22 protein-coding genes are annotated in these 25,125 nt (G+C 73.6%); 16 read left to right on the forward strand and 6 right to left on the reverse strand.

All coding sequences use genetic code 11. The annotated features are described in order from the left end of the window. Window positions 1–23: 23 nt before the first annotated feature. The gene (locus ACFQSB_RS13040; RefSeq protein ID WP_380826564.1) at window positions 24–1,139 is read right to left on the reverse strand and encodes a C39 family peptidase; all 1,116 of its coding nucleotides are present in this window, start codon (window positions 1,137–1,139) and stop codon (window positions 24–26) included. 252 nt (window positions 1,140–1,391) lie between these two features. On the opposite strand from ACFQSB_RS13040, the gene ACFQSB_RS13045 reads away from it, so the two are divergent. Genes ACFQSB_RS13045 through merB form a run of 3 tightly spaced genes read left to right on the forward strand, consistent with a single transcriptional unit; the run spans window position 1,392 to window position 4,659 of the window. After that, a complete protein-coding gene (locus ACFQSB_RS13045; RefSeq protein WP_380826566.1) occupies window positions 1,392–1,865 on the forward strand; it encodes a hypothetical protein in 474 nt (157 codons plus the stop codon). Next, a complete protein-coding gene (locus ACFQSB_RS13050; protein WP_380826567.1) occupies window positions 1,858–3,948 on the forward strand; it encodes a caspase, EACC1-associated type in 2,091 nt (696 codons plus the stop codon). The genes ACFQSB_RS13045 and ACFQSB_RS13050 overlap by 8 nt, the downstream gene beginning before the upstream one ends. Window positions 3,949–3,996: 48 nt before the next feature. Next, on the forward strand, window positions 3,997–4,659 hold the full coding sequence (gene merB / locus ACFQSB_RS13055; RefSeq protein WP_354923946.1) for an organomercurial lyase: 663 nt from the start codon (window positions 3,997–3,999) through the stop codon (window positions 4,657–4,659). 18 nt (window positions 4,660–4,677) lie between these two features. Here merB and ACFQSB_RS13060 read toward each other — a convergent pair whose 3' ends face one another. Next, complete coding sequence (locus ACFQSB_RS13060) at window positions 4,678–5,787, reverse strand: DUF5925 domain-containing protein (RefSeq protein ID WP_380826568.1); 1,110 nt, start codon at window positions 5,785–5,787, stop codon at window positions 4,678–4,680. Window positions 5,788–6,022: 235 nt separating this feature from the next. On the opposite strand from ACFQSB_RS13060, the gene ACFQSB_RS13065 reads away from it, so the two are divergent. The 6 genes from ACFQSB_RS13065 to ACFQSB_RS13090 all read left to right on the forward strand — a co-directional run bounded on the left by ACFQSB_RS13065 (window position 6,023) and on the right by ACFQSB_RS13090 (window position 14,451). Then, window positions 6,023–6,805 (forward strand): peptidoglycan recognition protein family protein, encoded by a 783-nt coding sequence (locus ACFQSB_RS13065; RefSeq protein ID WP_380826569.1) that lies wholly within the window; start codon window positions 6,023–6,025, stop codon window positions 6,803–6,805. A gap of 87 nt (window positions 6,806–6,892) precedes the next feature. Further along, window positions 6,893–8,728 carry a methylmalonyl-CoA mutase subunit beta gene (locus ACFQSB_RS13070; protein ID WP_380826570.1) on the forward strand — a complete coding sequence of 612 codons (1,836 nt, stop codon included), beginning with the start codon at window positions 6,893–6,895 and terminating at the stop codon, window positions 8,726–8,728. Next, window positions 8,725–10,929 (forward strand): methylmalonyl-CoA mutase, encoded by a 2,205-nt coding sequence (gene scpA / locus ACFQSB_RS13075; RefSeq protein ID WP_380826571.1) that lies wholly within the window; start codon window positions 8,725–8,727, stop codon window positions 10,927–10,929. Before ACFQSB_RS13070 ends, scpA begins: the two co-directional genes overlap by 4 nt. Next, window positions 10,919–11,923, forward strand: a complete 1,005-nt coding sequence (meaB, locus tag ACFQSB_RS13080; RefSeq protein ID WP_380826573.1) for a methylmalonyl Co-A mutase-associated GTPase MeaB — start codon at window positions 10,919–10,921, stop codon at window positions 11,921–11,923. Before scpA ends, meaB begins: the two co-directional genes overlap by 11 nt. A gap of 352 nt (window positions 11,924–12,275) precedes the next feature. Next, window positions 12,276–12,599, forward strand: a complete 324-nt coding sequence (locus ACFQSB_RS13085; RefSeq protein ID WP_380826574.1) for a hypothetical protein — start codon at window positions 12,276–12,278, stop codon at window positions 12,597–12,599. 352 nt (window positions 12,600–12,951) lie between these two features. Beyond that, window positions 12,952–14,451: a bifunctional phosphatase PAP2/diacylglycerol kinase family protein gene (locus tag ACFQSB_RS13090; RefSeq protein ID WP_380826576.1), complete on the forward strand. Its 1,500-nt coding sequence runs from the start codon at window positions 12,952–12,954 to the stop codon at window positions 14,449–14,451. A 262-nt stretch (window positions 14,452–14,713) separates the two neighbouring features. Here ACFQSB_RS13090 and ACFQSB_RS13095 read toward each other — a convergent pair whose 3' ends face one another. Both ACFQSB_RS13095 and ACFQSB_RS13100 read right to left on the reverse strand, forming a co-directional pair. Further along, window positions 14,714–14,971 carry a TFIIB-type zinc ribbon-containing protein gene (locus ACFQSB_RS13095; RefSeq protein WP_354836285.1) on the reverse strand — a complete coding sequence of 86 codons (258 nt, stop codon included), beginning with the start codon at window positions 14,969–14,971 and terminating at the stop codon, window positions 14,714–14,716. A 36-nt stretch (window positions 14,972–15,007) separates the two neighbouring features. Then, the gene (locus ACFQSB_RS13100) at window positions 15,008–16,444 is read right to left on the reverse strand and encodes a phosphotransferase family protein (RefSeq protein WP_380826577.1); all 1,437 of its coding nucleotides are present in this window, start codon (window positions 16,442–16,444) and stop codon (window positions 15,008–15,010) included. Window positions 16,445–16,481: 37 nt separating this feature from the next. On the opposite strand from ACFQSB_RS13100, the gene ACFQSB_RS13105 reads away from it, so the two are divergent. The 3 genes from ACFQSB_RS13105 (at window position 16,482) to ACFQSB_RS13115 (ending at window position 19,074) form a co-directional block, all read left to right on the forward strand. Next, window positions 16,482–17,384: a TIGR03619 family F420-dependent LLM class oxidoreductase gene (locus ACFQSB_RS13105; RefSeq protein ID WP_380826579.1), complete on the forward strand. Its 903-nt coding sequence runs from the start codon at window positions 16,482–16,484 to the stop codon at window positions 17,382–17,384. A gap of 160 nt (window positions 17,385–17,544) precedes the next feature. Then, window positions 17,545–18,327 (forward strand): HAD-IIA family hydrolase, encoded by a 783-nt coding sequence (locus ACFQSB_RS13110; RefSeq protein WP_354836279.1) that lies wholly within the window; start codon window positions 17,545–17,547, stop codon window positions 18,325–18,327. Between the two features lie 108 nt (window positions 18,328–18,435). Further along, entirely contained in the window at window positions 18,436–19,074 is a 639-nt protein-coding gene (locus ACFQSB_RS13115; protein WP_380826580.1) for a hypothetical protein, read from the forward strand. 34 nt (window positions 19,075–19,108) lie between these two features. Here ACFQSB_RS13115 and arfB read toward each other — a convergent pair whose 3' ends face one another. Then, window positions 19,109–19,534: an alternative ribosome rescue aminoacyl-tRNA hydrolase ArfB gene (arfB, locus tag ACFQSB_RS13120; protein ID WP_354836275.1), complete on the reverse strand. Its 426-nt coding sequence runs from the start codon at window positions 19,532–19,534 to the stop codon at window positions 19,109–19,111. Window positions 19,535–19,754: 220 nt separating this feature from the next. Here arfB and ACFQSB_RS13125 point away from each other — a divergent pair, with 220 nt between their 5' ends. From ACFQSB_RS13125 to ACFQSB_RS13140, 4 genes are all read left to right on the forward strand, one after another. Then, window positions 19,755–20,606, forward strand: a complete 852-nt coding sequence (locus ACFQSB_RS13125; RefSeq protein WP_354836274.1) for an alpha/beta hydrolase family protein — start codon at window positions 19,755–19,757, stop codon at window positions 20,604–20,606. A gap of 19 nt (window positions 20,607–20,625) precedes the next feature. Further along, window positions 20,626–21,222, forward strand: coding sequence for an HAD family hydrolase (locus tag ACFQSB_RS13130; protein ID WP_354836272.1), 597 nt, complete (start codon window positions 20,626–20,628; stop codon window positions 21,220–21,222). Between the two features lie 106 nt (window positions 21,223–21,328). Continuing rightward, window positions 21,329–21,601: a GlsB/YeaQ/YmgE family stress response membrane protein gene (locus tag ACFQSB_RS13135; RefSeq protein ID WP_354836270.1), complete on the forward strand. Its 273-nt coding sequence runs from the start codon at window positions 21,329–21,331 to the stop codon at window positions 21,599–21,601. 192 nt (window positions 21,602–21,793) lie between these two features. Continuing rightward, complete coding sequence (locus ACFQSB_RS13140) at window positions 21,794–23,359, forward strand: alkaline phosphatase D family protein (RefSeq protein WP_380826583.1); 1,566 nt, start codon at window positions 21,794–21,796, stop codon at window positions 23,357–23,359. A gap of 85 nt (window positions 23,360–23,444) precedes the next feature. Here the strand turns inward: ACFQSB_RS13140 and ACFQSB_RS13145 are convergent, their stop codons facing one another. Then, window positions 23,445–24,938, reverse strand: coding sequence for an FG-GAP repeat protein (locus tag ACFQSB_RS13145; RefSeq protein WP_380826584.1), 1,494 nt, complete (start codon window positions 24,936–24,938; stop codon window positions 23,445–23,447). Between the last annotated feature and the right edge of the window lie 187 nt (window positions 24,939–25,125).

Consider the following 25,125-nt stretch of genomic DNA (forward strand, 5'->3'; position numbering starts at 1 on the left):
AACGGCAGTGATGGGAGACCGGATCACCAGTTGCCCTCCGAGGATGGGAGCGGGATGTCGTGCGGGTGGACGACATGGACGATTCCCCCGCTGCTCGTGGTCCGTAACCACACGTTCTCGAACGCGGCCCGCGGATAGGTTCTCTTGACCGTGTCGTCGGAGGCGCCGGCCGGGTCGTTGGCGATGACGTCACCATCGGCGGTGAACCCGGTGACGACCATCAGGTGGCCGCGCGTGGAGTAGCCCGACCCCGGCAGCTCGTGCTCCTTGAACGACTGGGAGGTGATCACCGGGATGCCGGCCGCGACGAGGCGTTCGACCTCGGTGAGCGAGCGCAGGCGGGTGACGAACCCCGCGAGCCCGTACCGCCCGGCGTAGGCGACGCCGAACGGCCAGTTGCCGGTGCCCTGGTAGCTGTGGTCGTACATGTCGCGCGCCGCGTGGTCCACGGCGGGACACGGGTCGCCGGGGTCGACGAACAGCAGGTCGTCGGCGCTGGGCCCGCGTCCCCAGTATTGCAGCACCATCGTCGTCGAGGCCGGGCTGCACCACGCCTCGCCGCCGCCGCCCCACTCAGGGTAGTGGCCGGCGTGCAGGCGCTGCGAGCGCGGCGGCACGTTGAGCTCGACGCCGGCCGCGGGGCCGGGCACGCTGGGCGGGACGCCGGCGCGCGTGGGCAGCGCCGAGGCCATCACCCCGACCGAGCGCACCGCCGCCCCGGGGCCGTGCAGCGTGACGCGCAGCCGGTAGCTCGAGACGGGCCGCCGGGCGACGAAGGTGTCGACGGCGACGTCGCCGTCCTCGTCGCCCTGGCCGGGCAGCGAGGTGCGGTGGATGTCGCCGCCGCCCTCGGCCCAGCGCCCCATGTCGTACCACTTGGTCAGGCCGCCGGTGACGGTGCGCGCCCGCAGCTCGACGCGCAGCCAGGAGCCCGGCGGCGCGGCGGCCGTCCACGAGGGCACCAGCTCGGTCGCCGGGAAGCCGATCTCGCGCTCCTCGGAGGTCCAGCGGCGGTAGGGCCACGCGGTGGCCGAACCGCCGAAGGGGTCGAGATAGGACGTGACGCCGCTCTCCGAGGGGACCACGTCGGTCCATCGGTGGAAGGCCACGGGAAGCGTGTCGGCGGACGGCTTGACCACGCTGTCGATTGTGGTTTCGCCCGCAGTGCGGCGCATCGGATGGTTTACGTATCTGACACCTCGCCGCGAGCCCAGCCGCCCGGTGGTGGGCGCCGCTTGGCAACCTCCCTCCGTTCTCGGCCGTCCATTACGGTGTCGCGGCGCGACAAGGCAGGCAAAGCAGACGGTTTATCTGCTTATTTGACTCTATGGCGCCGTCATTACTTTCAGTCGGTTTGATGTGATTCGGGGCCATGTGATAGGAGTTCGATTTTGCATGCCATTTTGGTGGACCTGCTGATGGCGGGGGCGGACGATCAGGAGGTGTACGAGGCCGCCTCGCGCCTGCGGGCGCACCTGCTGGAGCTTCCCGTGGACGACGTGGCCTTTCCGGCCGGGCGGGCGCCCGCCGGGGCCAAGGGCGACGGGTCCCTCATCGGCACACTGGTCGTGACCTTGGCCAACTCGGCCGTCCTGGTCGCGGTCGTGCAGGCCGTCCGCGAATGGACCACGCGTGGCGCCGGCCGGCAGGCGAAGATCAGCGACGGCGACCGGTCGCTGGAGGTCACCGGCCTCACCGCCGGGCAGCAGCGGCGGATCATCGACGCCATGCTGCTCGCGATGGACGCGGAGACCACGCGGCGCGCGGCGGAGGCGCTCAAGGACGCGGCGGAGGCCGGGAAGGACGCGGCGGAGGCGAAGCCGGACGCGCTGGAGGCCGGACAGGAGCGGGACCGGCGTGGTTAGCCCGTCCGGCGGGACCCGCGCGTACGCGCTCCTCATCGCCACCGACCACTACGACGACCCGGCCTTCGGCCACCTGCGCACGCCCGGCAGCGACGCCGCGGCGCTCGCCGCGGTGCTGGCGGACCCGCTGATCGGCGGCTACGCCGTGCGCGTCCTGCACAACCGGCCGGCCGGGGAACTGCACCTGGCCGTCGAGGACTTCTTCGACGGCCGGGGACGCGACGACCTGCTGTTCCTGTATCTGTCCGGTCACGGGTACAAAGACGACTTCGGGGTGCTGTCCTTCGCCGCCCGCGACTCGCTCAGAACCCGTATGGCCTCCACGTCGGTCGCCGCCGAGTTCGTGCGCGCCCAGATGCACCGGTCGCGCTCGCGCCGCATCGTCGTCGCGCTGGACTGCTGTTACTCCGGCGCGTTCCCCTTCGGCACGCGGCACCGCGGCGCGGCCCCGGTGGACGTGGTCGAGCGCCTGTCCGGGCGAGGACGGGTCGTGCTCACGGCCACCTCCGAGCTGGAGTACGCCTTCGAGGTGGACGACGGCAACAGGCCGGCAGGCGTCACGCGCCTGGCCGGCGGCGCCTCGTCGGTCTTCTCCGAGGCGCTCATCCACGGGCTGCGCAGCGGCGAGGCCGACCGGGACGGCGACGGCTACGTGGACGTCGGGGAGCTGTACGACTACGTCTACGACCGGGTCCGTGCCGGCTTCCCGCAGCAGACGCCCAAGATGCGCGGCGACATCGAGGGCACCCTCCACGTCGCCCGCAGCCCGAGACCTCACGTGCGAAGGGACGACGGCCCCTCGCGGGCGCCCTGGAGGCCAGGAGAGCCTGAGTCCGGGCGGTTTCCGCCCGGGGAGGGCGGGACATCTGGCGAGTCCGGCCGGACGTCGGAGACGCGCACACCCGTGCACGGTGGCCGAGCCGGGGACACCGGCCGGCGCGTCACGGCCCGGCGCGGATTCGGCGTGACGGCGCTCCTCGCCGGGACGAGACGGGGCCGCCCGGGGCGACGCGTGCCGGTGCTGCTGGCGTCCGGCGGTGCCCTCGCCGCGGCCGCGGTGGCCGCGTGGACGGTGCTGCCCGGAATGCTGTCCACCGTGCTCGCCGGGACTCCCGGCCCGAACGCCACGACCTCGGCCGGCCACCTCTCCTCCACCCCCTCCCCGGGCGGTTCGCCCTCCCACACCTCCGCCTCCGACCTGCCCAAGGGGACCCTCGCGCTGGCGGCCACCACGCAGGCGGGGCGTGACGTGGTGGCCGAGTGGACCGACCCGGCGCTCAGGACCGCCACGTACTTCGCCTACGCGCCGAGCGTGCGCCCCTCCAAGACGGGCCTGGAGGTGGCGCCGCCGCTACGCGACAAGGCGGGCGAGGTGCGGTTCCCGAAAACCCTCGGCAAGGTCTTCTTCCGGGCGGGGGGCGAGCGGCACTGGTGTTCCGCCACCTCGGTGCAATCCAAGTACCACAACGTGGTCGTCACGGCCGCCCACTGCGTCTACGACCCGGCGACCGGGCGCGCGCGCGAGGGCTGGGCATTCGTCCCGGGCTTCTACGAGGGCAGGAAGCCCTACGGCCTCTACGTCGGCAGGGCGGCCTCGGTGGACACGCGTTTCCTGCGTTCGGGGGATCAGGCGCACGACGTCGCCTTCGTGGTCGTGTACAACGGCACGAACGGCGAACGGCTCGGGGACACCGTGGGCGGGCAAGGGCTGGCCTGGAACCTGGACGGCGACAGTCCGGCGTACGCCTTCGGGTATCCGGCGGGGGCGCATCCCGACGGCGACCGCGGCTACACGGGCGTGACGCCCAAGTGGTGTGCCGGCACCATCCGGGCCGCCTCCTCCTCCGGCGGGGTCCCGCGGGGAGATGTGCTGTCCTGTCCGTTCACTCCCGGCGCCGACGGCGGACCCCTGCTCATCCGGTACGACAAAGGGAAACATCTCGGGTACGTGGCGGGCGTCGTCGCCGGATACGCCGACGCCGACGGCGACCGGCGGTTCGACCGGATCTACTCGCCGGGGTTCGGAGACGACGTCCACGACGCCTACGAGCGGGCCGCCGCGCTGTGGTCGGGTGGCCTTTAGGGCGGCCGGGGTGGCATCGGGGCCGGTCGGAGCGGGTAGGTCGGTTCCATGCGCGATCTTGCCGACGTGCGGATGTTCGTCTACCGGTGGTTCGCCGAGCGGGGGGAGCCGCCGCGCCCGCAGGACGTCGCCGGGGAGTTCGGGGTGGAGGTGCCCGTGGCGCTGGAGGCGCTCGGGGCGCTGCACGACGGCCACCTGATCGTCCTGGACGCCGACCGGCGCGGCATCCTCATGGCCCACCCGTGGTCGGCCGTGTCCCTCGGCTTCGTCGTCACCGACGACCGGGTGAAGTGGTGGGGCGGCTGCGCCTGGGACTCCTTCGCCATCCCCGCGCTGGTCGGCCGCGAGTGCCTGGTGGCGACGCACTGCCCCGGCTGCGGCAGGGCGCTGGCCGTGGACGTGTGCCCCGACGAGCACCCGGCCGTCGACCTGGTCGCCCACTTCCTGGTCCCCATCCCGCGCATGTGGGACGACGTGGTCTACACCTGCGCGCACCAGGCGCTGTTCTGCTCGGAGGAGCACGTCGGGCGGTGGCTGCGCCAGAACCGCCGCCCGCGCGGCGCGATCCTCGACATGCGCACGCTGTGGCTGCTGGCCACCCGCTGGTACGCCGGCCGCCTCACCAGGGAGTACCGCCGGCGCACGCCCGACGAGGCGCGAGCGCTGTTCCAGGAGCTCGGCCTCGTCGGGCCCTTCTGGGCGGGCGCCTGAGGCGCCCGCCCAGAAGGGTCACAGGTACAGGCCGGTGGACTCCGCCGGGGCCGCCGACGCGGCGGGCGCGCGGCCGGAGCGCAGGGCGTACAGCTCGGCCAGCGTCGCCCCCGAGCGCGGCACGCCGTCCGCGGCGCCGAGCCAGGCGGCGGCCTCCTCGGCCGACATGCGGCCGGCCTCCACCTGCGACAGGCACCGCCCGGGGCGCACGACCGCCGGGTGCAGCCGGGCCAGGTCCTCGTTGGTGGTCACCGCCACCAGCACGTCTCTGCCCTGGCCGAGCAGGCCGTCGGTCAGGTTGAGCAGCCGCGACAGGCCCTGGCCGGTGGCCTCCTTGGCCTCCGCGCGGATCAGCTCGTCGCAGTCCTCCAGCACCAGCAGCCGCCAGCGGTGGTCGTCGTCGTCGGTGTCGTACCCGACGGCGACCTCCATCAGGTAGCCGGGCTCGGCGAACAGCCGCTCGGGGTCCAGCACGCAGTCCACCTGGCACCAGCCGGACCACTGCCTGGCCAGCGCGCGCAGGGCCGTCGTCTTGCCGGTGCCCGGCGGCCCGTGCAGGAGGATGAGCCGGCCGTTGATCTCCGTGGGAGTGACCGCCATCAGGCGCTCCAGCGACTCGCCCGCCCCGCGGGTGTAGTTCTCCTTGATCGCCGGCCAGCGCGGCGCGCTGATCGGCCGCTGCGTGCGGCGCGGGCCGTGGGCGCCCGTCCACCAGAACCCCATCTCCACGTGGTCGGTGTCCTGCGGCAGCGGCTCGACGGCGTCCCTGGTTGACTCCTCCAGCACAGAGCGCGCCAGCTCGTCGCTGACGGCGGTGACGGTGAGCACGGCGGTGCGGTTGCGGAACCGCACGACGCGCAGCGTCCAGCCGTCGCCGCACGCCAGCCGCGAGTCGCGGCCGTCGTCCTCCTTGGCGGAGCGGGTGAGCCGGGCGCGTGCGGGCATGAGCGGGGCGTCGGGGCGCACCCTCTCCAGGTTGGCGGTGCGCGCCCAAGGCTGGTTCCCCGTGGCGAACGGGGACAGCGCGAGCGCGTCGATGACATCGACCGGCGAGTCGCCGTCGTCGAGCCATACCTTCATCGGCAGGGCTTCGGCGGCGGGGAAACGGACCTCCTCCACAACGGACATATATTCATGATTCCGGCCGCCCATGGGGCGAGTCCACGGATTTTCCCGTACGCCTGTCCGAAACCGCCCACTCCCGATGCGTGATTGGTAAATCACCCCATGTGGTGTTGTGTCGGTAGCTAGGGTGTCCGTGCGGATTGATGCGCTGGGAACCCTTCGGAGACAGTTTGACGTCTCTTCCGGTGGACAGTGGCCCTGAGTCCGCATACACGTCGCACCACCAGGAGAGAACTCTGTGGCAATCGACCTCGTGTCGCGCGAAGCCTGGGGCGCCCGTGCCCCGCGCGGCTCCTATTCGACGGTGACCGAGAATCGTGGCGTCAAGGTGCACTACACCGGCGGCCGGGTCGACCCCGCGATCGTGAACGACCACGCCAAATGCGTCGCCATGGTGAAGTCCATCCAGAACTTCCACATGGACGGCAACGGCTGGCTCGACATCGGATACTCGATGGTGGCCTGCCCCCACCGCAAGGTCTTCGTCGGGCGCGGCCCCCACCACCTGCCCGCCGCCAACGGCGCCGGGCTGAACAGCGACCACTACGCCGTCCTCGGCCTGGTGGGCAACAGCGGTCTGGTCCAGCCGCCCGACGCCATGCTCGAGGGCATCGTCGACGCCATCGAATACCTGCGCAAGCAGGGCAAGGCCGGCACCGAGATCAAGGGGCACCGCGACGGGTACTCCACCGACTGCCCTGGCGAGCCGCTGTACGCGTGGGTGCGCAAGGGCGCCCCGCGCCCCGGCGGCACCGGCGGGCCCGGCCCGCAGAACCCCCCGGAGGAGCACCCGCAGTGGCCCGGCAGGCTGCTGAAGTACCCGCCCGTCATGCACGGCGACGACGTGCGCACCTGGCAGGCCCAGATGGACAAGCGCGGCTTCACCATCGACGCCGACGGCGCCTACGGCCCGGCCTCCCGGCAGGTCTGCCTGGACTTCCAGAAGCAGCAGAAGCTCGACGCCGACGGCATCGTCGGCAGGCAGACCTGGAACGCCTCCTTCGAGGCCCCCATCACCTGAGCCCGCCCGGTGGCGCGGTCCCTGAGGCGTCACGGCGGCCCGCCACCGCCGATTCCCGTCATGACAGGGGGCATTACGATCCATGTCATGACGGTGGAGCATGAGGGGTTCCGCCCGGGGGCGGGCTTCGCGCCCGGCACCCGGGAGGAGTGGCGGCGCGCGGCCGTCGGAGTGCTGCGCAGGTCCGGCGCGGAGGTCGACTCCCCTGAGGAGGCGCTGGCGCACACGACCTACGACGGGGTGACGCTCAGACCGCTGTACGACGCCTCCGACCTGCCCGGCGATCCCGGCCTGCCCGGGTTCGCCCCCTACGTCCGGGGCGCCCGCCCCCTCGGCGGCGCGCTGTCCGGCTGGGACGTGCGCCAGCGCCACGCCCATCCCGACCCCGCGGTCACCCGCGAGGCCGTGCTCGCCGACCTGGAGAACGGCGTCACCTCGCTGTGGCTGGTCCTCGGCGAGGGCGGCCCGCCCCCCTCCGCGCTGCCCCGGATGCTGGACGGGGTCTACCTCGACCTCGCCCCCGTCGTCCTTTCCGCCGGCGCCGCCACCCCGGAGGCCGCCGAGGTCTACCTGCGCCTGGCCGACCAGCGCGGCACCGCCCCGGCGGGCGGCAACCTCGGCGCCGACCCGATCGGCCTGCGGGCCCGCACGGGCACGCCGGCGCCGCTGCCCGAGGCCGTCGCCCTCGCCCGGCGGGCCAAGGACGTCCCCTCGCTGCGCGCGATCACCGTGGACGCCACGCCCTACCACGACGCGGGCGGCTCCGACGCCGAGGAGCTCGGCTGCTCCCTGGCCACCGGCGTCGCCTACCTGCGCGCCCTCACCGACGGCGGCCTGACGCTGGAGGAGGCGCTCGGGCAGCTCGAGTTCCGGTACGCCGCCACCGCCGACCAGTTCCTCACCATCGCCAAGTTCCGCGCCGCGCGCATGCTCTGGGCCCGCGTCGCCGAGGTGTGCGGCGCGCCCGCCCTGGGCGGGCAGCTCCAGCACGCGGTCACCTCCTCGGCGATGATGACCGCACGCGACCCGTGGGTGAACATGCTGCGCACGACCCTCGCCTGCTTCGCCGCCGGCGTCGGCGGCGCGGACGCCGTCACCGTCCAGCCCTTCGACGCCCGCCTCGGCCTGCCCGACGCCTTCGCCCGGCGCATCGCGCGCAACACCCAGTCGCTGCTGGTCGAGGAGGCCGGCGTCGCCCGCGTCGCCGACCCGGCCGGCGGCTCCTGGTACGCCGAGCGGCTCACCGCCGACCTGGCGGGCAAGGCGTGGGAGTGGTTCCAGGAGATCGAGCGCGCCGGAGGCGCCGAGGCGGCGCTCGGACGGCTGATCCCCGAGCGCCTGGCCGCCACCTGGGCCCGCCGCTCCCGCGACGTCGCCCGCCGCGCGCGGCCGATCACCGGCGTCAGCGAGTTCCCCCACCTGGACGAGCGGCGCCCGGTGCGCGAGCCCGCGCCCGAGCCGGCCGGCGGCGGCCTGCCCCGCGTCCACTACGCGCAGGAGTTCGAGGCGCTGCGCGACCGCGCCGACCGCGCCGACCGCGCCGACCGCGCCGGCGAGCGGCCGCTGGTGTTCCTCGCCACCATCGGCCCGGTGGCCGCGCACACCGCGCGGGCCTCCTTCGCCGCCAACCTGTTCCGCTCCGGCGGCATCGCCACCCTCACCGGCGGCGCGAGCACCGACCCGGCGGCGATCGCCGGGGAGTTCGCCCGCAGCGGCTCCGCCGTCGCCTGCCTGTGCTCCAGTGACCGGCTGTACGCCGAGCACGCCGAGGCGGTCGCCGCCGCACTCGCCGCGGCGGGGGCGAGGAAGGTGTGGCTGGCGGGGAAGGGCCACTATGAGGGAGTGGACGCCGTCCTGCACGCCGGCTGCGACGTGCTCGACGTGCTCCGCACCACCTTCGACGACCTGGGGGTCGCCCCGTGATTCCCGACTTCACGCAGACGCCGCTGACGCCGGCCGGAGCGCCCGGCGAGCGATCACCCGCGGACCCGCGCGGCGAGGTCGCGCGCTGGGCCGAGGCCGTGCGCGACCAGATCGGCAAAGACCCCGCGGACCTGGTGTGGGACACCCCCGAGGGCATCGGCGTCAAGCCGCTCTACACCGCCGACGATCTCGCCGGCCTGGACTTCCTGTCCACCTACCCCGGCATGGCGCCGTACCTGCGCGGCCCCTACCCGACCATGTACGTCAACCAGCCGTGGACGATCAGGCAGTACGCCGGGTTCTCCACGGCCGAGCAGTCCAACGCCTTCTACCGGCGCAACCTGGCCGCCGGGCAGAAGGGCCTGTCGGTCGCCTTCGACCTGGCCACCCACCGCGGCTACGACTCCGACCACCCGCGGGTGGCCGGCGACGTCGGCATGGCCGGCGTGGCCATCGACTCGATCTACGACATGCGGCAGCTTTTCGACGGCATCCCGCTCGACCGCATGAGCGTGTCCATGACCATGAACGGCGCGGTGCTGCCGGTGCTGGCGCTGTACATCGTCGCCGCCGAGGAGCAGGGCGTGGCCCCCGAGCAGCTCGCCGGGACCATCCAGAACGACATCCTCAAAGAGTTCATGGTCCGCAACACCTACATCTACCCGCCGGGTCCGTCGATGCGGATCATCTCCGACATCTTCGCCTACACCTCCCGGCGGATGCCGAAGTTCAACTCCATCTCGATCTCCGGCTACCACATCCAGGAGGCCGGGGCCACCTGTGACCTGGAGCTGGCCTACACCCTGGCCGACGGGGTGGAGTACCTCCGGGCCGGCGTCGGCGCCGGGCTGGACATCGACGCCTTCGCGCCGCGCCTGTCGTTCTTCTGGTGCATCGGCATGAACTTCTTCATGGAGGTCGCCAAGCTGCGCGCCGCCCGGCTGCTGTGGGCCACCCTGGTCAAGGACTTCGGCGCGCGCGACCCCAAGTCGCTGTCGCTGCGCACCCACTCGCAGACCTCCGGCTGGTCGCTGACCGCCCAGGACGTCTTCAACAACGTCGTGCGCACCTGCGTGGAGGCCATGGCCGCCACCCAGGGCCACACCCAGTCGCTGCACACCAACGCCCTGGACGAGGCGCTGGCGCTGCCCACCGACTTCTCCGCGCGCATCGCCCGCAACACCCAGCTGCTCCTGCAGCAGGAGTCGGGCACCTGCCGGGTGATCGATCCGTGGGGCGGCAGCGCGTACGTCGAGCGGCTCACCCACGATCTGGCCCGCGCCGCCTGGGGCCACATCCAGGAGGTCGAGCGGGCCGGCGGCATGGCCAAGGCCATCGACGCCGGCCTGCCCAAGCTGCGCATCGAGGAGGCCGCCGCCCGCACCCAGGCGCGCATCGACGCGGGGCGCCAGCCGGTGATCGGCGTCAACAAGTACCGCACCGGCACCGACGAGGACATCGAGGTGCTGAAGGTCGACAACAGCGCCGTGCGCGCCCAGCAGGTCGACAAGCTGCGCCGCCTGCGCGAGGAGCGCGACGAGCGGGCCTGCCGCGACGCCCTGGACGCCCTCACCCGGGGCGCCGCGGCCGACGGCAACCTGCTCGCCCTCGCCGTCGAGGCCGCGCGCGCCAAGGCCACGGTGGGGGAGATCTCCGACGCCCTGGAGAAGGTCTTCGGGCGGCACGCCGGGCAGGTCCGTACCATCTCAGGGGTGTACCGCGAGGAGGCGGGCGACGCCGCCGGCATCGAGAAGGCCCGCGCGGCCTGCGCCGCGTTCGAGCGCGAGGAGGGCCGCCGGCCGCGCATCCTCGTCGCCAAGATCGGCCAGGACGGGCACGACCGCGGCCAGAAGGTCATCGCCACCGCCTTCGCCGACCTGGGCTTCGACGTCGACGTGGGCCCGCTGTTCCAGACCCCGGCCGAGGTGGCCCGCCAGGCCGTCGAGGCGGACGTGCACGTCGTCGGCGTCTCCTCGCTGGCGGCCGGCCACCTGGCGCTGGTGCCCGAGCTGCGCGAGCGCCTGGCCGAGCTGGGCCGCGACGACATCATGATCGTCGTGGGCGGGGTGATCCCCCCCGACGACTTCCCGGCGTTGCGCGAGGCCGGGGCGAGCGCGATCTTCCCGCCGGGCACGGTCATCGCCGACGCCGCCGTGGACCTGCTGCGCGAGCTGTCCGGCCGGCTCGGGCATGCCACCTGAGGGCGGCCGGGCGGTGCCGTCGCTGGAGGACTACGTCCAGGGCGTCCGCGCGGGCGCCGTCGGATGGATCGCCCGCGCCATCACGCTGGTGGAGTCCACCCGGCCCGACCACCGGGCGCTGGCCCAGCGGCTGCTCGTCGAGCTGACGCCGCCGGCCGGCAAGGCCAGGCGCGTCGGGGTGACCGGCGTGCCCGGCGTGGGCAAGTCCACCTTCATCGACGCGCTCGGCGTCCACCTCACCGGCGAGGGGCACCGCGTCGCCGTGCTCGCCGTGGACCCCTCCTCCACCCGCACCGGCGGCAGCATCCTGGGCGACAAGACCCGCATGGCGCGGCTGTCGGCCGACCCGAACGCCTACATCCGGCCCTCGCCGACCTCCGGCACCCTCGGCGGGGTCACCAGGGCCACCCGGGAGGCCATGGTCGTCGTCGAGGCCGCCGGGTTCGACGTGGTCCTGGTCGAGACCGTCGGCGTCGGCCAGTCCGAGACGGCCGTCGCCGAGATGGTGGACACCTTCCTGCTGCTCACCCTGGCCCGCACCGGCGACCAGCTCCAGGGCATCAAGAAGGGGGTTCTGGAGCTGGCCGACGTCATCGCCGTCAACAAGGCCGACGGCCCGCACGAGATGGACGCCCGCAAGGCCGCCCGCGAGCTGTCCGGCGCCCTGCGGCTGCTGCGCGGCGGCGGCGGAACCTGGCAGACCCCGGTGCTCACCTGCAGCGCCCTGGAAGGCACGGGTCTGGGTGAGCTCTGGCGGCACATCGTCGCCCACCAGGACCGGCTGGAGGCATCCGGGGAGCTCGCCGCCAAACGCCGCCGCCAGCAGGTCGGCTGGACCTGGACGCTCGTGCGCGACCGCCTGCTCTCCCGCCTCACCGAGGACCCCGCCGTGGCCGCCGTCACCGCCGAGGTCGAACGCGAGGTCCTGGAGGGCACCCTCACCCCCTCACTGGCCGCCGACCGCATCCTGTCGGCCTTCGACCACACCGCCTGACCCCTGCCGCGGTACCGCCTCGCCAGCGGCCGACCGCATCCTGTCGGCGTTCGGCCACTCCGCCTGACCTTGCCGCGGCACCCCTCTCGCCGGCCGCCGGCCGCATCCTGTCGGCGTTCGGCCACTCCGCCTGACCCGCCCTTGCCGCGGTCGTCCGTGAGGCGCCGGCGGACAGCGGTCCCGGCGTCGCCGCCGGGCAGAGATCCGCCGCGCCCCCGCCGTCGTTACTACCAACGGTACGGCGATCACTCTCGGTAGAAGATTTCTCTTCCTGGGGGAGCCATCCGGCGTGCCGATCATGCCGGAGGTGTCACCATGGCGACACACCGAGTGAACAGGAGGTGCGCGGGCATTGAGCAGTGATCCGCGTGATCCGCGACCGGACGGGCCACGGTCGCCCCGGGAAGGCCGCAGCGCGCCGGCCGGTCAGCAGGAGCCGCCGCCGCTGTACGCCCGGGTGGTCACCCTGTGCCGCCTGCTCGGCGAGGAGCGCTTCTTCCGCGCGGCGTTCGGCGAGGCGGGCGTCCACCCCCGGGAGGCCGCCGTCGGCGAGCGCACCCGCGTGCTGGAGCTCGACGTCGAGGAGGTCCTGCGCGCCGCACTCGGCACGCGCACTCTCAGCGCCCCCGGCCCCCGAGACCTCGACCCCGAGCCGCGCACCCTCTCCGGCCGCTGACGCCCCACCCCCGGCTCCGCCGACCACGATCCTCTCCCGGCCCTGCGCCATCCACCGGGTACACGTCCGTGGTGGCTGGTGCGCGGAGGACCGCCTTCGTCGGTGCGATGCTCTGCCGGCCTGGCCGAGTCCTTCCCAGCGCCGGGACGGTGAGTCCGGCGCAGCCGTGCGGCGGGCGATCCGGTGCCGTCCGTGGCGGCTGGTGCGCTGGGGACTCGACCTCGCCGGAGTGTTGTCCTCCCCGGCCCTGGGCGGGTCTTTTCCGGCGCCGGGGCGGCGGGGCGGGGGGACGGCGAGTTCGGCGCCGTCGTGCGGCGGGCGACCGGTGGACGGGGGACTGAGCTGGGCATGTGTGGGCACTAACGAAGGCATGTGGAACGCCAGCTCCAGCGGTACGGGCATCAGGAAGCGGCTCGGCGCCCTCGACCGGCGCCTGTTCAGATCGGTCGCCGACGCGCACCTGCCCGGCTTCGACCACGTCCTGCCGCGCCTGTCGCGCGCCGCGGACAACTCCCTGCTGTGGGCCGCCGTCGCGGGCGGCCTCGCGCTGACCGGCCGCAGGCGCATGCGCCGCGCCGCGACGCGAGGGCTGCTGGCGATCAGCCTGGCCAGTCCCGTGGTCAACCTGCTCGGCAAGCAGGCGTTCGCCCGGGCCCGGCCCTCCATCGTGGACTTCCCACTGGCCCGCCTCGGCAAGATCCCCTCCTCGCACTCCTTCCCCTCCGGCCACTCCGCCTCCGCGGCGGCCTTCGCCACCGCCGTGGCGCTGGAGGCGCCGGCCAGGGTGGCGGTGCCGGTCGCGGTCGCGGCGGGCGCCGTCTGCTTCTCCCGCGTCTACACCGGCGTCCACTACCCGGGGGACGTGCTCGCCGGGACGGCGCTCGGCGTGACGGCGGCGCTGGTCACCAAGCGCCTGTGGCCCGGCCAGACGGTCATCGGCGAGGCCCGCGGCGCCACCACCGCCCCGCTGCACGACCTCGACCCCGAGGGGGAGGGGGTCGTCGCCGTGGTGAACAACGGGGCCGGGCGCGACCCGTGCACCGCCGCCGCCGTGCGCAAGGCCCTGCCCCGGGCGGAGGTCGTCGAGACCGAGCCCGGCGAGGACCTGATGGAACGGCTGAAGGACGCCGCCAAGCGCGCCCGGGTGCTGGCCGTCGCCGGCGGGGACGGCACGATGAACTGCGGAGCCCAGGCCGCGATGGAGCACGGCGTCCCGCTGCTCCCGGTGCCGGCCGGCACGTTCGACCACTTCGCCCGCACCCTCGGCATCGAGACCATCGAGGAGGCCGCCGCGGCCTACCGGTCGGGCCAGGTGGTGGCGGTGGACGTCGGCGAGATCGCCGGACGGGTGTTCCTCAACACCGCGAGCATCGGCATCTACCCGTTCGTCGTCGACCGCAGGGAGGAATGGGAGAACAAGATCGGCAAGTGGCCGGCGCTGGTGCTGGCCATGGCCGACGTGCTCATGCACGAACGCCGGCCGCTGGAGCTGGTCGTGGACGGCGTCAGGCGCAGGGTGTGGCTGCTGTTCGCCGGCAACTGCGCCTACGAGTCGCGCGGGGTGGCGCCGACGCGCAGGAACCGGCTGGAGGACGGCGTGCTGGACATCCGCATGCTGACCGCCGCCGGGCGCCTGCCGCGCCTGCGGGCCATGCTGAGCACGATCGGCGGCGGGGCGGGCCTGTCGCGGCACTACACCCAGTGGCGGGCCGACACCCTGCGGGTCGCCGCTCCGGGGGACCCGCGCGGGGAGATCAGGCTGGCCCGCGACGGGGAGACCTTCACCGCGCCCGGGCCCGTGGTGCTGGGCAAGCGACCCCGCACCCTGCTCGTCTTCCGCCCCTCCACCTGATGACCCGGGCGGCCTGACCGCCCCTCCGTTGGACTGCGCGTCCGTTGGACTGCGCGTCCGTTGGACCGCCCCTGCGTTGGACCGCGCGTCGGGTTCGACCGCGCGTCGGTTCGACCGCCGGGTCCCGTTGACCGTGGGTCCCGTGTGGCCGAGGGCCGCCCGCTGCGGGTCCCGTCTGGTCGTGCGTTCGTCCGGTCCGCCATACGCGCGAGCCGCCGTCACGGGCGTGACGGCGGCTCGCGGCGACGGCCGAGGCTACGGCTCAGCTGGAGAACAGCATGCCGACCCAGCTGCGCTGGTGGTGGCCGTGGCGGCCGTGGTGCGGCGCGCCCCAGGCCGGACCGCCGTGCGGGGGCGGCGGGGCGGCGTACTGCTGCTGGGCCCACTGGCCCTCGACCCGCGACAGGGTCTCGAGCTCGCCGTAGTCGAGGAAGATGCCGCGGCAGTTCTCACACTGCTCGATGTGGACGCCGTTGCGGTCGTAGGTCCGCATGGTACCGCTGCACTTCGGGCAACGCATGGAGTCGGTCTCCTTCGGGGTGGTCTCGGGGCGACCCTACTGCGGGGCCGCGGCGCGCGCGATCCTCCCGCAGGAGGAGACGAGGGCCTGTTCCACTTCGTCCAGAGGACGGCCCTCCGCGCCCGCCGCCGCCACGGCTGTGGCCGCCAACTGGACGGTCAACGCGCGGGCCGGCACGTCGAGTTCCCGCCACGGATCACCGGCGGGCAGGGCCGGCCCGGCCGCGCCGAGGTAGGCCGACAGGAACCGCACCCACAGGCCGGGGGACAGCAGGCCGCTCGCGTACCAGGCCGCGGGACGGGCCAGGTCCCACGCCGGGTCGCCGGTGCCCAGGTCGTCCACGTCGATCAGCAGCCACTCGCCCTGGTACCGGATGACCTGCCCGAGATGGAAGTCGCCGTGCGCGAGCCTCCCAGAGGCCGATCTCCGGCCGTCCAAGTCCGGCGCGCCCTCGTGGTCGAGTCGTACCGGGGCCGGCCCCCTGCCGTCCAGGTCCGGCGCGCCCCTGTGGTCGAGTCCCACCGGGGCCGGCCCCCGGTCGTCCGGGTTCGGTGCGCGCTCGTGGTCGAGTCCCACCGGGGCCGATCCCCGGTTGTCCGGGCTCGGCGTGATCTGGGGGAGCAGGCTGCGGTGTGCCGCGAGGACGGTCGCCACGGGGCCGGCGAGCGCGCCGTCCAGGCCGTCGAGCAGGGCGACGGCGCGCGCGAGCCGGGCGGGGCCGCCGGCCGGGGGGAGGGCCGGCGTGTCCGGCGGGGCGGCGTGCAGCCGGGCGAGCAGCACGGCGGCGCTCTCCCACGGCGCGCCCTCGGGGTCGGCCGGGTCGACCGGCTCGCCGGCCGGCCACAGCGTGACCAGGCGCCCGTCCAGGCGCTCGGGACGGGTCGACAGCGGCGGCAGCAGCACCCCGGGCAGCGCGGACGCCGCCCGCAGGCGCGCTGTCAGCGCCGGCTCGTCGGTGCCCGGCGGGTGGGCCTTGGCCACCACGCCGCCGGCCCGGACGACCGTCACGCGGGTGTCCTTCAGCACGGACGTCGCGGGTCCGCCGCCGTACGCCCGGGCCAGGCGCGCCAGCCCTTCGGCGAGACCGTCCGCGATGCCGTCCAGCCCTTCCGCGAGCCCGCTCGCGTTGCCGTCCCGCCGTTCGGGGAGGCCGTTCGCGAGGCCGTCCCGCGGTTCGGCGAGACCGTCCGCGATGCCGTCCAGCCCTTCCGCGAGCCCGCTCGCGTTGCCGTCCCGCCGTTCGGGGAGGCCGTTCGCGAGGCCGTCCCGCGGTTCGGCGAGCCCGCTCGCGTTGCCGCTTCGCCCTTCAGGAAGGCCGTTCGTGATGCCGTCCCGCCGTTCGGGGAGGCCGTTCGCCGGGCCGTCCTGCCCGTCGATCAGGCCGCTCGTGGCGGCGTCCCGCCCGCTCGCAGCCGTGTCCTGCCGCCGGGCGGTCGCCGGTGTCGCTCGCCCATCCTCGTCGCGCACGGTCACCGGACCAATGTAGAGGCGTGCTGCGTAGGGTGGGACCATGAGGATCGGTTTCGGAGTGCCCGTCTCGGGCTCGTGGGCGACGCCCGCCAACATGCTCCGCGTGGCCCGGCGCGCCGAGGAGCTCGGCTACGACTCGCTGTGGACCTTCCAGCGGCTGCTCTACCCGGTCGGCCACCCCATGGGCCCGGTGTACCGCAGCGTCCAGGACCCTCTGATCACCCTGGCCTACCTCGCCGGGGTGACCGAACGCGCGCGCCTCGGAGTCGCCGTGCTCAACATGCCGTTCTTCTCGCCCGCCCTGCTGGCCAAGCAGCTCGCCACGCTGCAGCAGGTGTCGGGCGGGCGGCTGGAGGCCGGGCTCGGCCTGGGCTGGCTCCCCGAGGAGTTCGTCGCCTCAGGGGTGCCGATGCGGGGCCGGGGGCGGCGCGCCGTGGAGTACCTCCAGGTGATGCGGCGCTTCTGGCAGGACGACATCGTCTCCCACAAGGGGGAGTTCTACGAGGTGGCGCCGTCCCACCAGGATCCCAAGCCCCCGCCGGTGCCGGTGCTGCTCGGCGGCACGGCCGAGGTGGCGCTGCGGCGGGCGGGCGAGCTGGCCGACGGGTGGATCAGCTCCAGCCGAGCCGACCTGGCCGCGATCGATGACCAGATCTACATTGTAAAGGACGCGGCCCGGGCCGCCGGGCGCGACCCCGAGGCGCTGCGGTTCGTCTGCCGCGGCGTCACCAGGGTCCGCCAGGCGGGGCAGGACGATCGCGCGCCCCTGACCGGGTCCCTGGAGGAGATCCGCGCGGACGTCGCCGCGCTGGCCGCCACCGGGGTCACCGAGCTCTTCCACGACCTCAACTTCGACCCGGAGATCGGCGACCCGGAGGCCGACCCGGCCGCCTCGATGCGCCGCGCCGAGGAGGCCCTGGAGGCCCTGGCCCCCGGCGCCTGAATCACGTCTCACGACACGCCCTCGTAGGGGTCCCGAAGCGTCCGCATGACTCCCGGGCCGGGGGCGACGCCACCTGTTCAGCGCCCGTCAGGTGAAGGAGGGGCCGGCACCTGTCATCCTGGGGGCGTACGCACAGAAGACGCCCGAACGCGGGGGAACGGTGAACGAGCGCAAGCCGATCGAATGCTGGCTGTCGGACATGGACGGCGTCCTCGTCCATGAGGGGAGCCCCGTGCCCGGGGCGGACGAGTTCATCCGCAAACTGCGCGACTCGGGCAAGCGGTTCCTCGTGCTGACCAACAACTCCATCTACACCCCGCGCGACCTGTCGGTGCGGCTGCGCGGGGCCGGGCTGGAGGTGCCGGCCGAGTCGATCTGGACCTCCGCGCTGGCCACGGCCCGCTTCCTCTCCGACCAGCGGCCCGGCGGGACGGCGTACGTGATCGGCGAGGCGGGCCTGACCACGGCCCTGCACGAGGTCGGGTACATCCTCACCGACACCGCGCCCGACTACGTGGTGCTCGGCGAGACCCGCACCTACAGCTTCACGGCGATCACCAAGGCCATCCGGCTCATCGACGCGGGCGCCCGCTTCATCGCCACCAACCCCGACGCGGTCGGCCCGTCCAACGAGGGCTCGCTGCCCGCCTGCGGGGCGGTGGCCGCGATGATCACCAAGGCGACGGGCGTCGAGCCGTACTTCGTGGGCAAGCCGAACCCGATGATGATGCGCAGCGCCATCAACGCCATCGACGGGCACAGCGAGAGCACCGCCATGATCGGCGACCGGATGGACACCGACATCGTGTCGGGCATGGAGGCCGGGCTGCACACCATCCTCGTCCTCACCGGCGTGACCGCCAAGGACCAGGTGGACCGCTACCCGTTCCGCCCCTCGCGCGTGGTGAACTCCGTCGCCGACCTGATCGAGCTGGTCGACTGACTCCTTTGCCGGTGCGCCGTCCCGATGGCGGCGCACCGGGTTCGCCGGAATGCCGGAATGCCGGAATGACTGCCATGTCCTGACAGGCTCAGGGGGCAGGATGACGGCATGACCGACGTCTATCTTGAGATCGGCCCCAAAAGGGTTTTCGCGTGTGCCTGTGACTGGCCGGGGTGGTGCCGTGTCGCCAAGGGCGAGGAGGCCGCCCTGGAGGCGCTGGCCGAGTACATACCGCGCTACCGGGTGATCGCCGACCGGGCCGGGCTGCCGTTCGAGCCTGACGCCTTCACCGTCGTCGAGCGGGCGCCCGGCGGCAGCACGACCGACTTCGGCGCGCCCGAGGCCATCCCCGCGATCGACGCCCGGCCGGTCGACGCCGCGACGGCCGAGCGCGACGCGGCGCTGCTGCGTGCCGCCTGGTCGGTGTTGGACGAGGTCGCCGCGGCCTCGCCGGAGGAGCTGCGCAAGGGGCCGCGCGGCGGCGGGCGCGACCGCGACAAGATGGTCGCGCACGTCGTGGAGGCCGAACGGGCCTACGCGCGCAAGATCGGCGTGCGGCACAAGCCGTTCCCGATGGCCGACCTCGCCGCGCGCGACGCGCTGCGCGAGGACATCGCCGCGGTGCTGGCCGAGCCGTCCGGCGGCTGGTCCCCCGAGGCCGGCGGCTGGCCCGCCCGGTACGCGGCCCGGCGGATGGCCTGGCACGTCATCGACCACATCTGGGAGATGGAGGACCGCCGGCTCTGACGGAGCCACCGGCGCCCCCGGCGCGTCCGGGGGATCAGTGGTCGTCGGTGCGGCGCAGGCGCTTGATGTCGGAGCGGTGCTTCTTGGCCGTGATGCGCCGCTCGACGGCGCCGCGCGAGGGCTTGGTGGCCCGCCGCTTGGCGGGCGGGGGCGCGACGGCCTGCTCCAGCAGGTGGGTCAGGCGCACCCTCGCGGCCTCGCGGTTGCGCAGCTGCGAGCGGTACTCCGAGGCCGTGATGGTGATGACGCCGTCCACCAGGCGCGGGGCCAGCCGTTCCAGCGCGCGCGCCTTGAGCGGCGGCGCGAGGGCCTCGGTGGCTCCGAGGTCGAAGCTCAGCTCGACCCGGCTGTCGGTGGTGTTGACGCCCTGCCCGCCGGGCCCCGAGGAACGCGAGAAACGCCAGGAGAGCTCGGCCTCGGGGATGACGACCGAGCCGCGGACGTGAAGGGGACCGGGCATACTCCCAGCGTAGCCGCCGGCCCCTGCCGAGGATCAACTGGTTTGTGGCCTGCTTTCCGGTTGGTCAGTGTGTTGTGGCGTCGCGGGAGTCGCTTGCGAAGATCGCAGGGCTGGAGCACAGTGTCCCTGTACTGCGGGGGATTGCGGGGGCCGGCGCGATCGGGCCCCTTTCCAGGGACGACGCGGCCGGGCCGTGCGTCGTGACAGGGGAGGCCGTCCGGTGGCGGGCATCGTGGGGGTTCACGGCATCGGCAAGTACCGCTACTTCCTGGAGGCCGGTTCCGCGCAGGGGGCGGCCGAGACGATGCGGGCCAAGTGGAACCGTTACCTGCACCAGGGGCTGCACGGCGGCGTGCCGTACGCGGGCCAGTCCTACGTCGGCGAGGTGGCCTACTACGCCCATCTGCTGCGCGAGGAGGCGCCGCCCGCGACCAAGCGCGACCTGCGCAAGATGGACCCGGCCTCCCAGCTCGTGCTCGCCGGGTGGATGGAGCAGATGGGCGGGGTCGGCACGCGGGCGGGGGAGACGCTCACCGGAGTGATCCACCGCTTCGCGGAGTGGCTGCTGATGCGGCTCGGGCCCAAGGCCAAGGACTTCGCCGAGGACTTCTGCCCCGAGGTCGCCGCCTACCTCGCCGGGGCTGACGCCGCGGCCCGGGTGCGCTCGCGCGACGCCGTGGCCGACGCGATCCGCCGCAACCGGCCCAAGGTGCTCATCGCCCACTCGCTGGGCAGCGTGGTCGCCTACGAGGCGCTGTGCGCCCACCCCGAGCTGTCGGTCGAGCTGTTCATCACGCTCGGCAGCCCGCTGGCCATGCGCAACGTGGTGTTCGAACGGCTGCAGCCGCTGCCGTCGGCCGGGCGGGGCCGGCGCCCGGCCGGGGTGACCCGGTGGGTCAACATCGCCGACAAGGACGACATCGCCGCCATCCCTGGCCGGCTGAAGAAGTTCTTCGACGGGGTCACCAGCGACGAGACCGTCAACATCAACTGGGCCGACTTCCACACCGTGCGCAACTATCTGGCCTGCGGCGCGGTCAACGAGCACGTGCGCCCTTACGTCGCGTCCTGATTTGGGTAGGATCGCGATCATGAAGTGGGTGCTCTTCGACTACGGGGAAGTGCTGTGCCACGCGCAGCCCGCGGCCGACCGCGAGCGGATGGTGCGGACGGCGGGCGTCGACGCCGACCTGTTCTGGCGCGGCTACTGGGAGCACCGGCTGGAGTTCGACCGGGGCACCCTGACGCCGGGCGCCTACTGGTCGGAGGTGCTGGACCGCCGCGCGCGCGACGCCGAGGTCGAGCGGCTGGTGGAGCTGGACGTCCAGAGCTGGACCCACGCCAACCAGGACGCCGTCGCGCTGCTGGAGGAGTTCCGCGCGTCCGGGCGGCCGGTGGCGCTGCTGTCCAACGCCCCCGCGTGCCTGGCCGAGGGCGTCGAGCGGCTGCCCTGGATCGCTTCCATGGACGCCCGCTTCTACAGCGGCCACATGGGCCTGGTGAAGCCGGACGCCGAGATCTACCTGAGGGTGGCCGCGGCGCTCGGGGTCCGTCCCGAGGACGTGGTCTTCGTGGACGACCGGCTGGTGAACGTCAACGGGGCCGAGTCCGCCGGCATGACGGCCATCCACTTCCACGACGCCGGGACGCTGCGCGCCGACCTCAAGGTTGCCCTCGGCGCGTCCTGACCCGCATATCCGTAACACGCCGCTGTTCCATGCCCTGACCTGCGCCGACGTATCGGAGGTTCCGTATACGGGAATAAGTGCGACAACCGAATAACGGAGGGTGAAGATGCATGTAGGCGGCATAATCAGCGCCATCGTCGTCGGCCTGGTGATAGGCGCGCTCGCGCGGCTTCTCATCCCCGGACGGCAGAACATCCCGATCTGGCTGACCATCGTCATCGGCATCATCGCGGCCCTCATCGGCACCGCGATCGCCGGCGGCCTGGGAGTCGCCAACACCCGAGGCATCGACTGGATCGAACTGATCCTGCAGATCATCCTCGCCGTCATCGGCGTCCTGATCGCCAGCGCCCTGTGGAGCAAACGCAAAGTGACCTGATCCGCCGGGCCTCCCCCCTCGCCCGATTCGGGGGCGAACCCGGAGACTTCGCCTGGAATGCCGGAACCGGTCGCCTGGTCGTCGGCGGGTGTTCAATCACGGTGGGTAATCCGCCCACCTGGCCCGAAGGTGTTCACGCGGGCGACATCCGGCACTCGCCTGCAGGTCAGCCGGGCCGTCTGCACTTGCGGCGTGGACCACAAGCCGTCACGCAGAGCGTTCCTGATCGCCGCCACCGCCGCGGGAGCCGGTGGCCTGCTGTCATCCGCGTCCGCCGTCGCCGCGAGCGCGGCGCCCGCCGGCCGCGCCGCACGGGACCCGTTCACCCTGGGCATCGCCTCCGGCGACCCGGCGGCCGACGGGTTCGTGCTGTGGACCCGTCTCGCGCCCGAGCCTCTGGCCCCCGACGGGCACGGCGGCATGCCGTCCCGCGACGTCGAGGTCGGCTGGCAGGTCGCAGCCGACGAGCGCTTCCGCCAGGTGGTGCGCACGGGGACGGCGACCGCCCGCCCCGGCTCGGCCCATTCGGTGCACGTCGAGTTGCAGGGACTGCAGCCGGGCCGCGAGTACTTCTACCGCTTCCGCTCCGGCGGTCACCTGTCGGAGGCCGGGCGCACCCTCACCGCGCCGGCCCCCGGCACCGCGGAGACGTCCTTCACCTTCGCGGCCGTCTCCTGCGCCCAGTACGAGCACGGCTACTACACCGCCTACCGGCGGATGGCCGAGCAGCACCCCGACCTGGTCGTCCACCTCGGCGACTACATCTACGAGTACTCCGGCGGCATCTACACCGCCGCGCAGGGCAACGTGCGCGAGCACGCCGGAGGCAAGCTGCAGACCCTGGCCGACTACCGGCTTCGGCACGCCCAGTACAAGACCGACCCGGACCTGCGGCTGGCCCACCTCAACAGCCCGTGGCTGGTGATCTTCGACGACCACGAGGTGGAGAACAACTGGGCCGGCGACAACCCCGGCACGCTCGTCCCGGACTTCGCCACCCGCAAGGCGGCCGGATTCCAGGCGTACTACGAGAACATGCCGCTGCGCAGGTCCGCGGTGGCGCGCGGGCCGCGTATCAAGATCAACCGTACGGTGGCGTGGGGTTCCCTGGCGACCTTCCACCTGCTCGACAGCCGCCAGTTCCGCGACGACCAGCCCTGCGACGACGGCATGCGCTCCGGCTGCGACGAGCGCCTCGGCCAGGAGCGGGTCATGCTCGGGGACGAGCAGATGAAGTGGCTGGCCGGCGGGTTGCGCTCGGCTCCGGCCGCCTGGAACCTCATCGCCCAGCAGGTCATCGTCGGCCAGCGCGACTACCACCTCGGCCCCGGCCGCGAGCTCAACGTGGACGCCTGGGACGGCTACCCCGCCGAGCGCGACCGCCTGCTGCGCACCCTGACGGGCGCCGCGACCGGCAACCCGGTCGTGCTCACCGGCGACGCCCACGTGGCCTCGGCCTCCGACCTGCCGGCCGACTTCGACGACCCCGACTCCGAGCGGGTCGGCGTCGAACTGGTCGCCACCTCCATCTCCAGCGACGGCGACGGCTACCACGACGCCGCCAGGGACGCCGCGCTGCTGGAGGAGAACCCGCACCTGAGGTTCGTCAACGAGCGCCGCGGCTACATCATGTGCCAGGCCACGCCGCAGGAGCTCAGGGCCGACTTCCGCACCCTCGACTACATCAGCCGCAAGGGCGCCCCGGCCCGCACCGCCGCCACCTTCACCATCCCCGCCGGCGAGCGCGCCCTCACCTGAGCGCCGCGCGGCGCCGGCACGGCGGCGGCGGGCCCCGGCCCGCCGCCGCCGTCTTCGCGTCTTCGGGTCTTCGCGATCAGATGCGTCAGGGCGCGACGGCGAAGCCGAACAGGCCGGCCGGGTGGCCGGTGAGGGTGCGGGCGGCGCCGGTGCGCAGGCCGGTGTAGGAGCCCTTGCGGACCGAGGAGGGGACCAGGGTGACGCGCCCGCTTCCTGGAGAGCCGACGGCGAGGCCGGCGCCGGTGACGGCCACCGAGGAGCCGTACAGGTCGCCCGGGTGCCCCGCGCGGCCCGTCAGGACCACCGCGTGCTTGGCGGTGAGGCCGCCGGTGCGGGTGCCGGGCAGGACCAGGACGCGGTCGCCGCCGGGCAGGCCGATGGCCAGTTCGGCGTCGCCGTCCCCGTTGAGGTCGCCGGCGGCCAGGGCCGAGCCGAGCCGGTCGGTGTTGAGGCTCTTGCCCCGGATGCCCTTGGTCTTGCGCGACCAGAACTCGCCGCCGACCGCGCTGAGGCCCCGCCGCGTCCCGTACAGGACGTGCACGCCGCCGTTGCCGTACATCGGCCCGTCCTGGAAGGCGTCCAGGCCCTCGCCGGGCACGCCGATGGCCAGGTCGTCGCGGCCGTCACGGTCGAAGTCGCCGGCGGCGAGCGCCGCGCCGAAGTCGTCCCACTTCTCGGCCTCGCCGGGCACTCCCGGGCTGTTCTGGGTGTACATGCCGGCCTGGCGGGCGCGCAGGTCGACGATGGTGACCGACCCGCCGCCGGAGGTGGTGGTGCCGACGGTGTCGGCGGGGGTGCCGACCGCGAGCTCCGCCCTGCCGTCGCCGTCGAAGTCGCCGGCCGCGACGGCGGCGCCGAACTGGTCGCTCTCGAGGTGGTCCTGCGCGACCCACGGCGTGGCCTGGGTGAGGAGCGTTCCCCTGCCCTTGGGGTCGCGTCCCTTGAGGCCGAACACCCCCACTCCGCCGCCCTCCGACAGGCCGGGGATGCCGACGACCAGCTCGTCGTCCCCGTCGCCGTCCAGGTCGCCGGCGGTCAGCGCGGCGCCGAACCGGTCGGTGTCGCGGTCGCGGCCGAGGCGGGTCATGTCCAGCGTCCCGGCCGGCTTCAGGCCGCCCGCGGAGCCGTAGAGCAACTGGACCACGCCGTTGCCGTCTGCGCCGTCGGGGACGGGGGTGCCGGCGAACTCCTCCGACGCGCCGATCGCCAGGTCGGCGCACCCGTCGCCGTTGAAGTCGCCGGAGGCCACCGCCGATCCGAAGGAGTCGCCGCGCTCGGGCTCGCCCGGGATGCCGTGCTCGCCCTGGGCGAGGACGGCGGTGCGGTCGGCGCCGCGGTACAGCGTCACCGTGCCCGCCCGGCGCCGCCCGTCCACGGTGTCGTACGGCGCGGCCACGACCAGGTCGGCGGCGGCGGCGCACGCGGCGCCGAGCGCGCCGGAGGGCGTCGCGGCGGACGCCGTCCCGGCGGACGTGGTACGGGCGTGGGAGGCGGCGGCCTCGGCGGCGGGCTGGTGCAGGACGGGGACGACCACGAGGGTCGCGGCGGTGAGCAGGCGGAACGCGCGCGAGGCACTCATGCTCCGGATGGTCCCCGCCTGCCAGGACATCCGCCCTACCGCAGCGTGAAGTCCCCGCGTCGGTCGTCTGAACGGCGTGTCCACTGATCCGGAAGCCCATTGTCAGGACGGCGGGGAACCTCTACAACTTGATCGTCACGAAGTTCGTCGAGACGTCATCGGTATGTCATGACATGGACCCGAGATC

Source organism: Sphaerisporangium rhizosphaerae, assembly GCF_042665155.1.
In the GTDB taxonomy this organism is placed as follows: domain Bacteria; phylum Actinomycetota; class Actinomycetes; order Streptosporangiales; family Streptosporangiaceae; genus Sphaerisporangium; species Sphaerisporangium rhizosphaerae.

Bases quoted from the DNA above. Each gene is read 5' to 3' on its own strand.
- merB (WP_354923946.1), top strand. From the start codon at position 3,997: ATGCGCGATCTTGCCGACGTGCGGATGTTCGTCTACCGGTGGTTCGCC.
- ACFQSB_RS13060 (WP_380826568.1), bottom strand. From the start codon at position 5,787: ATGTCCGTTGTGGAGGAGGTCCGTTTCCCCGCCGCCGAAGCCCTGCCG.
- ACFQSB_RS13070 (WP_380826570.1), top strand. From the start codon at position 6,893: ATGACGGTGGAGCATGAGGGGTTCCGCCCGGGGGCGGGCTTCGCGCCC.
- meaB (WP_380826573.1), top strand. From the start codon at position 10,919: ATGCCACCTGAGGGCGGCCGGGCGGTGCCGTCGCTGGAGGACTACGTC.
- ACFQSB_RS13095 (WP_354836285.1), bottom strand. From the start codon at position 14,971: ATGCGTTGCCCGAAGTGCAGCGGTACCATGCGGACCTACGACCGCAAC.
- ACFQSB_RS13105 (WP_380826579.1), top strand. From the start codon at position 16,482: ATGAGGATCGGTTTCGGAGTGCCCGTCTCGGGCTCGTGGGCGACGCCC.
- ACFQSB_RS13115 (WP_380826580.1), top strand. From the start codon at position 18,436: ATGACCGACGTCTATCTTGAGATCGGCCCCAAAAGGGTTTTCGCGTGT.
- arfB (WP_354836275.1), bottom strand. From the start codon at position 19,534: ATGCCCGGTCCCCTTCACGTCCGCGGCTCGGTCGTCATCCCCGAGGCC.
- ACFQSB_RS13130 (WP_354836272.1), top strand. From the start codon at position 20,626: ATGAAGTGGGTGCTCTTCGACTACGGGGAAGTGCTGTGCCACGCGCAG.
- ACFQSB_RS13135 (WP_354836270.1), top strand. From the start codon at position 21,329: ATGCATGTAGGCGGCATAATCAGCGCCATCGTCGTCGGCCTGGTGATA.
- ACFQSB_RS13145 (WP_380826584.1), bottom strand. From the start codon at position 24,938: ATGAGTGCCTCGCGCGCGTTCCGCCTGCTCACCGCCGCGACCCTCGTG.